Origin of the sequence: Pseudomonas sp. LAM2023 (genome assembly GCF_016620375.1) — a bacterium.
GTDB classification, from domain to species: domain Bacteria; phylum Pseudomonadota; class Gammaproteobacteria; order Pseudomonadales; family Pseudomonadaceae; genus Aquipseudomonas; species Aquipseudomonas anuradhapurensis.
In genome coordinates this window covers 747,465-761,042 of sequence record NZ_JAENHV010000009.1, presented here as the reverse complement: position 1 = coordinate 761,042, position 13,578 = coordinate 747,465, and the positions used below count along the sequence as shown (strand labels likewise).

The 13,578-nt window shown below is 63.7% G+C and carries 15 protein-coding genes; 4 read left to right on the top strand and 11 right to left on the bottom strand.

What is annotated here, in order from left to right:
• Positions 1-62: 62 nt before the first annotated feature.
• Positions 63-767, top strand: coding sequence for an NUDIX hydrolase (locus JKP78_RS03600; RefSeq protein WP_186684741.1), 705 nt, complete (start codon positions 63-65; stop codon positions 765-767).
• Between the two features lie 46 nt (positions 768-813).
• Here the strand turns inward: JKP78_RS03600 and JKP78_RS03595 are convergent, their stop codons facing one another.
• Both JKP78_RS03595 and JKP78_RS03590 read right to left on the bottom strand, forming a co-directional pair.
• Positions 814-2,226, bottom strand: a complete 1,413-nt coding sequence (locus JKP78_RS03595) for a purine-cytosine permease family protein (RefSeq protein ID WP_186684743.1) — start codon at positions 2,224-2,226, stop codon at positions 814-816.
• Between the two features lie 388 nt (positions 2,227-2,614).
• Complete coding sequence (locus JKP78_RS03590) at positions 2,615-3,067, bottom strand: Lrp/AsnC family transcriptional regulator (RefSeq protein WP_170030296.1); 453 nt, start codon at positions 3,065-3,067, stop codon at positions 2,615-2,617.
• A gap of 113 nt (positions 3,068-3,180) precedes the next feature.
• Here JKP78_RS03590 and JKP78_RS03585 point away from each other — a divergent pair, with 113 nt between their 5' ends.
• Together JKP78_RS03585 and JKP78_RS03580 are read left to right on the top strand one after the other, a co-directional pair.
• The gene (locus JKP78_RS03585) at positions 3,181-3,795 is read left to right on the top strand and encodes a LysE family translocator (protein WP_186684745.1); all 615 of its coding nucleotides are present in this window, start codon (positions 3,181-3,183) and stop codon (positions 3,793-3,795) included.
• Between the two features lie 70 nt (positions 3,796-3,865).
• On the top strand, positions 3,866-4,498 hold the full coding sequence (locus tag JKP78_RS03580) for a LysE family translocator (RefSeq protein ID WP_170030294.1): 633 nt from the start codon (positions 3,866-3,868) through the stop codon (positions 4,496-4,498).
• Positions 4,499-4,540: 42 nt separating this feature from the next.
• Here JKP78_RS03580 and JKP78_RS03575 read toward each other — a convergent pair whose 3' ends face one another.
• The 9 genes from JKP78_RS03575 to JKP78_RS03535 form a co-directional block, all read right to left on the bottom strand.
• Entirely contained in the window at positions 4,541-5,104 is a 564-nt protein-coding gene (locus JKP78_RS03575; RefSeq protein WP_186684747.1) for an NUDIX hydrolase, read from the bottom strand.
• A gap of 2 nt (positions 5,105-5,106) precedes the next feature.
• On the bottom strand, positions 5,107-5,859 hold the full coding sequence (locus tag JKP78_RS03570) for a GntR family transcriptional regulator (protein ID WP_200626074.1): 753 nt from the start codon (positions 5,857-5,859) through the stop codon (positions 5,107-5,109).
• A gap of 90 nt (positions 5,860-5,949) precedes the next feature.
• The gene (locus tag JKP78_RS03565) at positions 5,950-6,339 is read right to left on the bottom strand and encodes a carboxymuconolactone decarboxylase family protein (RefSeq protein WP_186684751.1); all 390 of its coding nucleotides are present in this window, start codon (positions 6,337-6,339) and stop codon (positions 5,950-5,952) included.
• A 140-nt stretch (positions 6,340-6,479) separates the two neighbouring features.
• Positions 6,480-6,965: a flavin reductase family protein gene (locus JKP78_RS03560; RefSeq protein ID WP_186684753.1), complete on the bottom strand. Its 486-nt coding sequence runs from the start codon at positions 6,963-6,965 to the stop codon at positions 6,480-6,482.
• 13 nt (positions 6,966-6,978) lie between these two features.
• Complete coding sequence (locus JKP78_RS03555; protein WP_200626073.1) at positions 6,979-8,460, bottom strand: aldehyde dehydrogenase; 1,482 nt, start codon at positions 8,458-8,460, stop codon at positions 6,979-6,981.
• Positions 8,457-9,290 carry an alpha/beta fold hydrolase gene (locus JKP78_RS03550; protein WP_200626072.1) on the bottom strand — a complete coding sequence of 278 codons (834 nt, stop codon included), beginning with the start codon at positions 9,288-9,290 and terminating at the stop codon, positions 8,457-8,459. The genes JKP78_RS03555 and JKP78_RS03550 overlap by 4 nt, the downstream gene beginning before the upstream one ends.
• Before the next feature lie 63 nt (positions 9,291-9,353).
• The gene (locus JKP78_RS03545) at positions 9,354-9,950 is read right to left on the bottom strand and encodes an amino acid synthesis family protein (protein ID WP_186684759.1); all 597 of its coding nucleotides are present in this window, start codon (positions 9,948-9,950) and stop codon (positions 9,354-9,356) included.
• A 281-nt stretch (positions 9,951-10,231) separates the two neighbouring features.
• Positions 10,232-11,272, bottom strand: coding sequence for an LLM class flavin-dependent oxidoreductase (locus tag JKP78_RS03540; RefSeq protein WP_186684761.1), 1,041 nt, complete (start codon positions 11,270-11,272; stop codon positions 10,232-10,234).
• 84 nt (positions 11,273-11,356) lie between these two features.
• Positions 11,357-11,842, bottom strand: a complete 486-nt coding sequence (locus JKP78_RS03535) for a flavin reductase family protein (protein ID WP_200626071.1) — start codon at positions 11,840-11,842, stop codon at positions 11,357-11,359.
• A gap of 319 nt (positions 11,843-12,161) precedes the next feature.
• Between JKP78_RS03535 and JKP78_RS03530 the strand changes: the two genes are divergently transcribed.
• The gene (locus tag JKP78_RS03530) at positions 12,162-13,568 is read left to right on the top strand and encodes a purine-cytosine permease family protein (protein WP_200626070.1); all 1,407 of its coding nucleotides are present in this window, start codon (positions 12,162-12,164) and stop codon (positions 13,566-13,568) included.
• Positions 13,569-13,578 lie beyond the last annotated feature (10 nt).

Sequence of the window (13,578 nt, the reverse complement as noted above, 5' to 3'; positions counted from 1 at the left end):
AATGCTTGTGTTACTTAACTTCTCTGGTGGAATATGGGCGGATTCCTGAGCGGAGCCATCCCGTGAGTAGCACCGAAGTCCTGGCCAGCGTCGATATCGTCGCCCTGCGCATGGCCCCTGAAGCGCAGCACCTGCAAGTGTTGCTGCACCGTCGTGAACGAGAACCGCATGCCGGCCAGTGGGCCTTGCCCGGGGTCATCGTCAATGGCCGTACCCCTGACACCAGCCTGGAAGGCGCTGCCGACCGGGCCCTGCGTGAAAAGGCGCAGGTATTGCCGCGTTACCTGGAACAGGTGGGTACCGAAGGCAATGCCTTCCGTGACCCCAGGGGTTGGTCGTTGAGTACCTTCTATCTGGCGCTGCTCGACCCGCAACAGCAGGTCGAGGGCCAGCAACTGGCGTTCTTCGATCTGGACAGCGTGCTGGAGCGCAAGGTGCTGCTGCCGTTCGACCATAACCTGCTGGTCGGCCGTGCCCGCGAGCGCCTTGCCGCGAAGACGGTGTACAGCAGCTTGCCGCTTTACCTGCTGGCCGAGAAGTTCACCGTGCTGGATGCACTGGGGGCCGTGCAGGCCTGCCTGGGGCAGGCGGTGAACAACACCTCGCTGCGCAAGCGGCTGGAGCGCTTGCGCGAGCTGGGGTGGGTGAGGGATACCGGGGAGAAGAACCAGCCGCGGCTGGGGCGGCCGCAGCAGTTGTATGCCTATACGCCGCAGGGTGAGCGGGCGTTCATGTTCGACCGTAGCCTGTTGCCCGAGGGCGCCTGACAGGCTTGCCGCTCACTCCTTGGTGCCTGATCGGGCGCAGCAGAGGTCAATGGCCCATGGCTACCTTGGCGCCGGCCTGGCGACGACGGTAGGCGCTGTCGCGGCTGGCCAGCCACCAGTAAAGCGGCGAAGTGACCGCCAGGCCCACCAGCCACGACAGGTCTGCACCGTTGATGTGCTCGGCAATCGGCCCGACATACAGCGGCGTATTCATGAACGGGATCTGCACCACGATGCCCACCGCGTAGGCAACCAGCGCCTGCGGGTTGTAGCGCCCGTAGATGCCTCCATCGACCTGGAAGATCGACTGGATGTCGTAGTCCCCCTTGTGAATGGCGTAGAAGTCGATCAGGTTGATCGCGGTCCACGGCACCAATACCACCAGCAGCACCAGCACCATGTCGACGAAATGGCCGATGAAGTCTGCCGAGGCGAACACCGCCACCACGCAGCAGGCGCTCAGCACCACCAGTGACAGCACCGCGCGGCTGTTGGCGGTGGGGATCCAGCGGTGGGCAAAGGTTTGCACCAGGGTGATGATCGACAGCACCGCACCATACAGGTTGAGGGCGTTGTGGCTGATCACGCTGAGCAGGAACAGCACCAGCATGATCGGCCCCAGGGTACCGGTGGCCAGCTTGACGGCGTCCATGGTGTCCATGCCGGCAGGGATCGCCAGCACCGCCACGGCGCCGAAGATGAACGACAGGCTGGAACCCAGCGCGGAGCCCAGGTAGGTGGTCCAGAACGTGGCGCTGACCTTGACGTCGGCCGGCAGGTAGCGCGAATAGTCCGACACATACGGGGCGAAGGCGATCTGCCACAGCGCCGCCAGCGACACGGTGGCCAGCCAGCCGGCCAGGTTGAAGCTGCCGCGGGTAAGGAAGTCGTCGCTTTGCACATGGCTGAAGATGTAGCCGAAACCGACCACGATGCCGATGCCCAGTACCCAGGTACCGATACGGTTGAGCACGTGGATGAAGCGGTAGCCGATGATGCCGATGATGCCCGAGCCCAGCGCACCGATGACGATGCCCACCGGCACGGGCACGGCATCGACCACACCGTGCAGCGACTTGCCGGCAAGGACGATATTGGAGGCGAAGAAGCCGATGTACATGACCCCGGCGATCACCACCACCAGCAATGCGCCAAGCGAGCCGAACTGGGCGCGGCTCTGGATCATCTGCGGGATGCCCATCTGCGGCCCCTGGGCCGAGTGCAGCGCCATCAGCACACCGCCAAGCAGATGGCCGACCAGGATGGCGACGACGCCCCACAGCAGGTTCAGGTGGAACAGCTGCACGCCCAATGCGCCGGTAACGATGGGCAGCGGCGCGATGTTGCCGCCGAACCACAGTGTGAACAGATCCCTTACCTTTCCATGGCGGTCTTGCGGGGGGACGTAGCCGATCGTGTGTTTTTCTATCAGGGGTGCCGAATTGGCTGCACTGGTCATGACTGACTCCAAGGCAAGGTGGGGCATTGGGAACTGCCCGGGGGCGTGCCGGCGAAGGGCGACGCGTTCTTGTTGGAGCGATGATGCGGGGCGCGGGGATAACGAGAAATTAGTAAATATGTGCCCATAAACCTTAAAAAACCTAAGGCTGACAAAAGCTTAAGCGGGTGACGGCAGCAAGAAGAATGCCAGTGGGCGGGAGGGCCTGGAGTAGACGGGGTGGGCTGCTGGCGGGCGATTTGCGCTGGGCTGTGGTGGTGCGCTGTGCGCTTTTGCGGGGCAGCTGGAATGCGCGCCTGGACTGGCCATCTCGCGGGTGGATCTGCTGCCCCAGGTGCAGCGCAGGGTCATGGGCTGGTGAAGGCAAGCAGGCAGCAGAAGCCAACCGCTACATCGGCAACAAGCGATCCTGAATCACCTCTTTCATCACCAGGGTCGAACTCAACCGCTTCACATTGGGAATGCTGGTCAGCTGCTCGTCGTACAGCTTCTGGAATGCCGGCAAGTCCCTGGCCACCACATGCAGCAGGTAATCCGGGTCGCCAAACAGCCGCTGTGCTTCGACGATCTGCGGGATCTCGGCCAAGGCTGCTTCAAAGTCCGCCACCGGCTGGCGGGTCACTTCGCGCAGGGTCACGAATACCAGCGCGGCAAAGTTCAGGCCCAGCGCACTGGGCGCCAACCGGGCGTGATAGCCAAGAATCGCGCCGTTTTCCTCCAATGCCTTCAAACGCCGATGGCATGGCGACAGGCTGAGCCCGACGCGGTCGGCCAGCTCAGTCACCGACAACCGACCGTCTTTTTGCAGCTCGGCAAGGATTTTTCGATCGATCCTGTCCATTGAGAAGAATCTTCCAGTAACTGAAGGCAGGGAGGGAATATACGAAAGAAAATGCCGCAGCGGAATACGTAATCTTTTGCTCATCCCAAAGCAGTGGAAGAAGGAAGATTCAAGTGGCTCTCAGTGTTCTGGCGGCGTTCTGGGCCGTGTCGATGCTGTTTGTGATAACCCCTGGCGCGGACTGGGCCTATGCCATTTCGGCGGGCATGCGCGGACGCTGGGTGATGCCTGCGGTAGCGGGGATGTTGTCGGGGCATTTCCTGGCGACCCTGGTAGTGGCGGCCGGCGTCGGCAGCCTGCTGGCGGGTCACCCGCTGGCGCTGACCCTGCTGACCCTGGCAGGGTGCAGCTACCTGCTGTGGCTGGGTGGCAACCTGCTGCTGAGCCCGGCATTGCCGGCGGCCGGGCAGGGCGGCGCGGGGGATTCGGGGTCGCGCTGGGCGTTCAAGGGGTTTTGTGTCAGTGGCCTGAACCCGAAAGTATTCCTGCTGTTCCTGGCCCTGCTGCCGCAATTCACCGACCCGCAGTCGAGTTGGCCGGTGCCGGTGCAGATACTGCTGCTGGGGTTGGTGCACCTGTGCAGTTCGCTGGTGATCTATTCGCTGGTCGGCTATGGCGCCAAAGCCGTGCTCAGCACCCGACCGCAGGCGGCGAAGCTGGTCGGGCGGGTTTCCGGCGTGGCGATGATCACGGTGGCGGTGGGCTTGGTCACCGCGCAGCTGGGGTGAGGCTGGAGCAGACGACAGGCGAGGCCTCGGATAAACTCGCAGCACTGCAACGCACAACCAGGACGTGCCCATGCCCGACACCGCGCAACTGCTCACCTTCGCCCTGATCTGCCTCGGCATGGTCCTGACCCCTGGGCCGAACATGATCTACCTGATCTCCCGCTCGATCTGCCAGGGCCGCAAGGCCGGGTTGATCTCGCTGGGCGGTGTGGCCCTGGGCTTCGTCATCTACATGGTCTGCGCCGCCCTGGGGATCACTGCCCTGGTGATGGCGGTGCCCTTGGCCTACGATGCGCTGCGCATCGGCGGCGCGCTGTACCTGTTGTACCTGGCCTGGCAGGCGCTGCGCCCTGGCGGCCGTTCACCCTTCCAGGTTCGTGACCTGCCTGCCGACAGCCCGCGGCGGCTGTTCACCATGGGTTTTGCCACCAGCCTGCTCAACCCCAAGATCGCCGTGATGTACCTGTCGCTGATGCCGCAGTTCATCGAGCCGGGCCATGGCAGCGTGCTGTTGCAGTCGCTGGTGCTGGGTTCGACGCAGATCACCATCAGCGTTACGGTGAATGCCCTGATCGCGATCATGGCCGGGTCGATCGCGGTGTTCCTGGCCGGGCGCCCATCGTGGCAGCAGCTACAACGCTGGCTGATGGGCACGGTGCTGGCGGGCCTGGCCGTGCGCATGCTGGCTGAGGGGCGGCGCTGAACGTGAGCCTGCGGATGGCTGCGGATGAGAGGCTGGCACAGGCTAGCGAATGAAGTGCACCTTGCCGGTGTCGTCATTGCCCATGTAGATGCCGTACACCCCGGCTTGCCGCTCGAGAATGTAGCGCTCCAGAATCTGCCGGATCGCTGGGTAGTAGATGTCGTCCCAGGGGATATCGTCGGGCTCGAAGAACTTGCAGGCCAGTGTTTCCGCCCCGTATTGCCCGGTTTCCTCGGTGGCGATGGCGCGGAAGATGATGTACACCTCGCTGATCTGCGGCACGCTGAAGATCGAGTACGGCGAGACGATCTCGGCGCGTACGCCGGTTTCTTCCCAGACTTCGCGCAAGGCTGCCTGTTCGGTGGTCTCCCCGGCCTCCATGAAGCCGGCGGGCAAGGTCCAGGTGCCCGGGCGCGGCGGGATGGCGCGCTGGCATAGCAGGTATTTGCCATCGCGCTCGATGATGCAACCGGCGATGATCTTCGGGTTGATGTAGTGGATGTAGCCGCAGCCGGTGCAGTGCAGGCGTTCGTGGGTGTCGCCTGTGGGAACGCCCCGGGCCAGTTCCATGGTGCAGTGTGGGCAGTAGCGCGGGGCGTTGGGCATGGTCAGCGGCCTATGCGGGGTTCCTTGAGGGGCAGGGGCTCGACGATATCGCGCACCTTGGTATTGTCATCCTGCTTATGGCGCAGGTAGTCCAGGGCGACCTTGGCCGCGGCGCGGACGTGATCGACCGAGGCCTGGTGGGCTGCCAGCGGGTCGCCGCTCTTGATCGCCTCGACGATCTTTTCCATTTCCCGGTTGCTGGCGCCGCGGCGGTTTTCCTGCGATACCGAGGTGGCGCGCAGGTAGCTGATGCGGGCCTGCAACTGGCGCAACTGCTGGGCTGCCACCTGGTTGCCGGAGCCCTCCAGCAGTACATCGTAGAAGCCTTGTACCGAATCCAGCACCTGTTGCAGCTCGCCTTCTTCGAGGGCCTCGCGGTTGACTTCCAGTGCGCGCTCCAGGGCACGGATGTCCTTGGCCTTGGCGTTGAGGGTGAACAGTTGCACGATCAGGCCTTCGAGCACGCAGCGCAGTTCATAGATGTCGCGGGCGTCTTCGAGGGTAATGATGGCCACGCGCGGGCCCTTGGCATCGGCGAACTCCACCAGGCCTTCCGACTCCAGGTGGCGCAGGGCCTCACGCACCGAGGTGCGGCTGACGCCGAGGCGGTCGCAGAGGTCGCGCTCGACCAGGCGGTCGCCCGGCAGCAGGTGGAAGTTCATGATCGCGGCGCGCAGCTTGTCGAGCACGATTTCGCGCAGGGTAACGGGGTTGCGGTTGACCTTGAAACTGTCGTCGAGTGGCAGGCGTTTCATCGAGTGCGCTCTGAAAGAGGCTGCCCGACCGCAACTGCAACAGCACCACGAACCTCGGGTGCTCCTTGCATGGGTTCGAACAGCCCGGTGTTAACGGGTTGACTCCGCATCGGCTTCGGCGAACGCTTCGCGGGCCAGGCGGAAGCTGTCCACCGCCGCGGGCACGCCGCAATAAATGCCGACCTGGAGCAGGATCTCGCGAATCTGTTCACGGCTCAGGCCATTACGCAATGCGCCGCGAATGTGCAGCTTGAGCTCGTGGGGCCGGTTGAGCGCGGAAATCATGGCCAAGTTTATCATGCTGCGCTCTTTCAGCGACAAGCCTTCACGACCCCAGACGTGGCCCCAGCAGTATTCGGTGACCAGCTCCTGCAACGGTTTGGTGAAGTCGTCGGCGTTCTGGATTGAGCGATTGACGTAGTCCTCGCCCAGCACCTGGGTGCGGATCTGCAGGCCTTTCTCGTACTTTTCAGTGCTCATGGGCAGTGCTCCGGAAAAATAGGGTCATCGGTATGGGCTTCTTCGCGGGCTTGCCCGCTCCCACAGGGATCGCATAGATACTGAAACCTGTGCAGGACCTGTGGGAGCGGGCGAGCCCGCGAAGAAGCCAACGCGGTCTATCAACCCAAGGGGGGCAGGGCGCCCAGCTTGCCCTTGTGGTAGACCATCGGCGTCACCGGCTCGGCCGGCAGCACCAGGTTCTTCACCGCACCAACGATGATCGCGTGGTCGCCGCCATCGTATTCGCGCCACAGTTCGCATTCGATGATCGCCGTGGCCCTGGTCAGCAGCGGGTTGCCCAGCTCGCTGAGGTGCCACTCGATGCCTTTGGCCTTGTCCTTGCCCTTGCCGGCGAACGCGTAGGCCTCGGCGGTCTGGTCGGCAGACAGCAGGTGGATGGCGAACTGCTTGCTGTCACGCAGGATCGGGTAGGTGTCGGAGGCGTAGTTGGGGCAGAACAGCACCAGTGCCGGTTCGATCGACAACGCGCTGAACGCGCTGGCGGTGATGCCGACGATGCCGCCGTCGGCGTCCAGGGTGGTGACCACCGTGACGCCGGACGGGAAAGAGCCCATCACGTCTTTGTAGATGCCGGGTTCGATCATGGGCGCAGTTCTCCTAGCGCATGACAAAGGGGTCGGGCATGGGCGCGGTGGACAAGTTGATCCACACCGTCTTCAGCTCGGTATAGGCCAGCACCGAATCGATGCCGCTCTCACGGCCGTAGCCGCTGTTCTTGAAGCCGCCGATCGGCGCCATGGCCGAGACGGCGCGGTAGGTGTTGACCCAGATGATCCCCGAGCGCACGTCGCGGGCCAGGCGGTGGGCACGGCCCAGGTCGCGGGTCCAGATACCGGCGGCCAGGCCGAACTGCGAGTCGTTGGCGATGGCCAGGGCTTGTTCTTCGGTCTTGAAGCGGATCACCGCAGCAACCGGGCCGAACACCTCTTCCTGCATGATGGTCATCGAGTTGCTGTCGCACTCGAACAGGGTCGGCTCGTAGAACCAGCCGTCACCCTCGACCTCGGCCCGCTTGCCGCCCATGTGCAGCTTGGCGCCTTCGGCCTTGGCCACTGCTACCAGGCCTTCGACCACGGCCAACTGTTGCGCGGTGGCCATCGGGCCCATTTCGCTGGCGTCGTCCTGCGGGTTGCCGATACGGATGCGCTTGGCGCGGGCGATCAGGCGCGCGACGAACTCGTCGAAGATCTCGTCCTGCACCAGCAGGCGCGAGCCGGCCACGCAGCTTTGCCCGGAGGCGGCATAGATGCCGGCCACGGCGCCGTTGATGGCGCTGTCCAGGTCGGCGTCGGCGAAGATGATGTTTGGCGACTTGCCGCCCAGCTCCAGCGACAGCTTGGCGAAGTTCTCGGCACTGCTGCGCACCACGTGGCGGGCGGTGGCGGCACCGCCGGTGAAGGCGATCTTGCGCACCAGCGGGTGGCGGGTCAGCGCCGCGCCGGTGCTAGGGCCGTAGCCGGTGACCACGTTGACCACGCCGGGCGGGAAGCCGGCTTCCAGGGCCAGGCGGGCCAGCTCGAGGATGGTCGCCGAGGCGTGCTCGGACGGTTTGAGCACGATGGTGTTGCCGGCGGCCAGGGCCGGCGCCAGCTTGATCGCGGTGAGGTACAGCGGGCTGTTCCACGGGATGATCCCGGCCACCACGCCGATCGGCTCGTGCACGGTGTAGGCGAACAGGTCGGGCTTGTCCAGCGGCAGGGTGCCGCCTTCGAGCTTGTCGGCCAGGCCTGCGGTGTAGTGGAAAAACTCCGGCAGGTAGCCGACCTGGCCGCGGGTTTCGCGGATCAGCTTGCCGTTGTCACGGCTTTCCAGCTGCGCCAGGTGTTCCTTGTTTTCGGCAATCAGGTCGCCCAGGCGGCGCAGCAGCTTGCCACGCGCGGTGGCGCTGAGGCTGCGCCATTGCTGGCTGTCGAAGGCCCGCTGGGCGGCCTGCACGGCCAGCTCCACATCGGCTTCGTCGGCATCGGGCAACTGCGCCCAGGCCTGGGCGGTGGCCGGGTTGAGGCTGTCGAAGGTCTTGCCGCTGTGGGCATCGCGCCATTGGCCGTCGATGCACATCTGGAAACGAACGAGGGTCATGCAACAATCCCCTTGGCGGATTCGGTGAGGGTGCGGGCTTGCGCGAGGAAGTCCAGCAGCATCTTGTTGACTTCGCGCGGTGCTTCCACCGGCATCATATGCCGTTGCTCGGCAAGGACCACACAGTGCGCACCCGGAATGCTGGCGGCGAGCTGGCGGGCCATGGCCGGGGTGGAGCCCGAGTCGAACTCGCCGGTGGCGATCAGCGTCGGCACCTGGATGCTGCCCAGGTCGCCAGCGCGGTACATGTCCTGGGTGGCGAACAGCGAATACGTGGTGTGGTAGCCCTGCGGGTCGTTGCTGGCCAGGACCTGGCGAATGGCAGCGACCTGCGCCGGGTTGGCAGCCTTGTATTCACGGCTGAACCAGCGGTCGAGCGCGGCGTCGACATTGGCGTCGGGGCCTTGCTCGGCTGCCTGGGCGGCGCGGGCGATAACCCCGGCACTCTGTTCGGGGGTGCGGTTGAACACACTGTTGAGTATCACCAGTGCCGCCAGACGCTGCGGGTAATGCAGGGCGAACGCGCGGGCAACCAGGCCACCCATGGAGAAGCCGATCACGGTGGCCTGCGCGACCTGCAGGTGGTCGAGCAGTTCGGCAAGCTGGGCGGCATAGCCTTCCAGGCCGATGTCGGCGGCCGGCAGGGCGCTGTGGCCGTGGCCTAGCATGTCGTAGGCGATGACGCGGTAGTCGTTGGCCAGGCCAACGAACTGACCGCCCCACATTTCCTTGTTCAGGCCCACGCCATGGATCAGTACCACGGGTTGGCCCTGGCCAACGGACAGGTAGCTGGTGCCGGCGGGGGTGCGTTCAGCAACAGGCTGAATCATGGAGGGCGCTCCTTCAGGGGCGGGCGCGGCGGGTAGGTACGTCACGCCCCGTCCTGGTTGTTGTTATTGAGCGTTGGCTTTTTCGGCAGCCAGTTCTTCCAGGTCGATGTAGCGGTTACCGATGCGTGGGTGCAGGCGGCCACCGTCGGCAGCGCCCAGGACCACGACGATTTCATCGGCGCGCGGGGCGTCTTCGATCTGCATTTCCAGGGTGATGTAGTGCGAACGCAGGCCTTCGTCGTCCTTGTGCATCATCGGGATCTGGATCGACGTGCCCGGGCCGCCGCGCTTGTTGGTAAAGCTCAGGTAGCTCTTGGCCTGCACCGCTTCGCGGTAGTGGTTGCCGAAGCGCAGGGTGTGGATCACCGCCGAGGCGTGCTCAATTTCGCCATCGGCGCCGACCACGGCCGCTTTGCCATAGGCTTCGATTTTGTCGGCACCACCGATGGCGGCGGTCAGGCGCTCGACCATCAGGGCCCCCAGGTCCGAGCAGTTGGCGCGGATTTCCGGCTTCAGATCATCAACGAAACCGCGACCGGCCCATGGGTTCTTGATCACCACGGCCAGGCCGACCATGGTCACCGGCTTGTCGGTGGCCTTGCCGCCTTCGATGCGGGTCTCTTCGGAGTAGGTGACGATCTTGCGGATTTCGAAACTCATGGATGGCTCCTGGTGAGGGTTATCAGCTCTTGTTGTCTGATGGTATACCATAATATTCGTTGTGCAAGAGGGGGCGCGAAATTTCTCTTGCGAGGGGGATGAAAGGCGAGGGGATGCCTTGGGTTTTGTGGTGTCGTCGAGATCGAGCGCCGCCCGCGCGGCGCTCGATCTCAACCTCCCCACAAAACCCAGGCCCTACACACCAAAAAAAAACCCGCTCCCGCAGGCCACGATGACCCACGCAAGCGGGCGCATCCCGCAATAATTCAGGCAAAGGGAATTCAGGCGAACGCCGGCACCACTTCCTTGATGAACAGCTCGAGTGACTTCTTCTTCTCGGCATGCGGCAGGCTGTTGTCGCACCAGAAGCTGAACTCGTCGACGCCCAGCGCCTGGTAGTACCTGATGCGGGCGATGATCTCTTGTGGGGTGCCGATCATGGTGTTCTTGCGGATGTTCTCCAGCTCGAACGCCGGCACTTCGGCAAACTTCGACTCCGGGCTTGGCTCAAGGAACCCGTTGACCGGGGTGGTCTTGTTGCCGAACCAGGCATCGAAGGTGCGATAGAAGCGCGAGATGGCCTGGGCGCCGACCTTCCAGCCATCTGGCTCGGCCGGGCTGTGCACATGGGTGTGGCGCAGCACCATCAGTTGCGGGCGCGGCACGCCCGGGTTGTTGTCGAGGGCCGCCTGGAACTTGTTCTTCAGGTCCAGCACTTCCTCGTCGCCCTTCATCAATGGCGTCACCATCACGTTGCAGCCATTGGCCACGGCAAAGTTGTGCGAGTCCGGGTCGCGGGCGGCGATCCACATCGGCGGAACGGCGTTGTAGGGCTTCGGCACGCTGGTGGAGATGGGGAACTTGTACACCTCGCCGTCATGGGCGTAGTCGCCTTGCCACAGCTTGCGCACCGCCGGCACCATTTCGCGCAGGGCCTTGCCGCCGTCGGTGGCCGGCATGCCACCGGCCATGCGGTCGAACTCGAACTGGTAGGCGCCACGGGCCAGGCCCACTTCCATGCGGCCCTTGCTGATCACGTCGAGCAGGGCGCACTCGCCGGCGACCCGGATCGGGTTCCAGAACGGCGCGATGATGGTGCCGGCGCCCAGGCGGATCTTTTCGGTGCGTGCGGCCAGGTAGGCCAGCAATGGCATCGGGCTTGGCGAAATGGTGTATTCCATGGCGTGGTGTTCGCCGATCCACACGGTGCTGAAACCGCCGTTTTCGGCCATCAGGGTCAGTTCGGTCAGGTCTTCGAACAACTGGCGGTGGCTGACCTGTTCATCCCAACGTTCCATGTGCACGAACAACGAAAATTTCATGGGGCTTTCCTCAACGCTTGTTGTTTTCGCCCGCCAATGCAGCGGGCTTCAGTGTGGGAGCGGGCCTGCGTCTGGCTGCCAGGCTCAGGCAAGGGCGGGCAGGCTGGCCATCTTGCCGCGGCAGTACACCATTGGCCGTGGCGCCTCCGCCGGGACGATCAGGTTGTGCACCTTGCCGACCATGATGGCGTGGTCGCCACCTTCATATTCACGCCACAGTTCGCACTCGATGACCGCGGTGGCGCCGGCCAGGATCGGGTTGCCCAGTTCACTCAGGGTCCATTCGATGCCACTGGCCTTGTCCTTGCCTTTCTTGGCGAACGCATAGGCTTCGGCTTGCTGTTCACCGGAGAGCAGGTGGATGGCGAAGCGCCTCTGCCGGATCAGTACCGGGTAGGAGTCGGAGCTGTAGTTGGGGCAGAACAGCACCAGCGGCGGGTCCATCGACAGCGAGGAGAAGGCGCTGGCGGTCAGGCCGACGACCGAGCCATCGTCGTCCAGGGTGGTGATGACGGTAACGCCGGACGGGAAGGAGCCCAGGACGTGCTTGTAGACGGTTGCGTCGATCATCGGGGTGTACCTCTGAAGGGCTGCGGTGGTCCGCGGTTTTTATCGTTGATGTGTCTGATGGTATACCGTAATACCTATTTTGCAAGCGGAATTTTCACGCTCACGGTTATCGCGATGGGCGGCGCAAGGCCACGAATGCTGCGGGTTTGGCTGCCAAGCAGGTTCGCCGCCATGGCTTTGCAAACAGATCAGTGGGCAGTTTTTCCTGCGGATCAGTGTTGTCAAAAGTTTGGAATACCATAATATGGTCCGCAGCTGAGAGGCCGCCTTGATGCGGTTTCCTTACAAAGATAAAAACGACCTTTCGAGCTGAAATCCTATGTCCCAACCGTCGTCGCAACACCCGTTTGTCGAGAACCACACGGTCGATTACGTTCCACCTGCCGAGCGCCACGGGAAGGCGCGCGACCTGTTCACCCTCTGGTTCAGTACCAACATCGCGCCACTGCCCATCGTCACTGGCGCCATGGTGGTCCAGGTGTTCCACCTGAACCTGCTGTGGGGGCTGGTCGCCATCGTGCTGGGCCATCTTGCCGGGGGCGTGGTGATCGCCCTGGCCTCTGCGCAGGGACCGCAGCTGGGCATTCCGCAGATGGTGCAGAGCCGTGGCCAGTTCGGCCGCTACGGCGCACTGCTGATCGTGTTCTTCACGGCGCTGATCTACGTCGGCTTCTTCATTTCCAACATCGTGCTGGCGGGCAAGACCATCCATGGCATCGCCCCGAGCGTGCCAATGCCGGGCGCGATCGTGATCGGCGCCCTGAGCGCCACCGCCATCGGCGTGATCGGCTACCGCTTCATCCACGTGCTCAACCGCATCGGTACCTGGGTGATGGGCTCGGCGCTGCTGGCCGGCTTCATCATGATGTTCGCCCAGGCGCTACCGGCCGATTTCTTCAGCCGTGGCGCATTCAACCTGTCGGGCTTCATCGCCACGGTGTCGCTGGGCACCATCTGGCAGATCAGCTTCTCGCCCTACACCTCCGACTATTCGCGCTACCTGCCGCGTGAAGTAGGCATTGCCAAACCGTTCTGGGCGACCTATTTCGGCGCCACCCTGGGCACCATCCTGTGCTTTAGCTTCGGTTCAGTGGCGGTGCTGTGCGTGCCCGAGGGCACCGATGCGATGGATGCAGTCAAGCAGGCCACCGGCTGGCTGGGCCCGATCCTGATGGTACTGTTCCTGCTCAACATCATCAGCCACAACGCCCTCAACCTGTATGGCGCGGTGCTCTCGATCGTCACCGCGATCCAGACCTTCGTCGCCGCGTGGACGCCGAGCATCAAGGTGCGGGTAATGCTGGCAGCGTTGATTCTGCTGGGTTGTGGCCTGGTGGCGCTGAATGCTTCGGCAGACTTCATCGGCCAGTTCATCGGCCTGATCCTGGCCCTGTTGCTGGTGCTGGTGCCGTGGGCGTCGATCAACCTGATCGACTTCTACCTGGTCAAGAAAGGCCAGTACGACATCGCCTCGATCTTCCGTGCCGACGGCGGCATCTATGGCCGCTTCAACCACCACGCGATCATCGCCTACGCCTGCGGCATCTTGGTGCAGCTGCCGTTTGCCAATACCTCGCTGTATGTGGGGCCGTATTCGAACATCGTCGAAGGGGCCGACCTGTCGTGGCTGTTCGGCTTGCTGGTGACGGTGCCGCTGTATTACTGCCTGGCCACTCGTGGTAACGCTGCCGAGAAGGCGGGGCGGGTAGTGAGTGTCAATGACTGATAGACAGTTG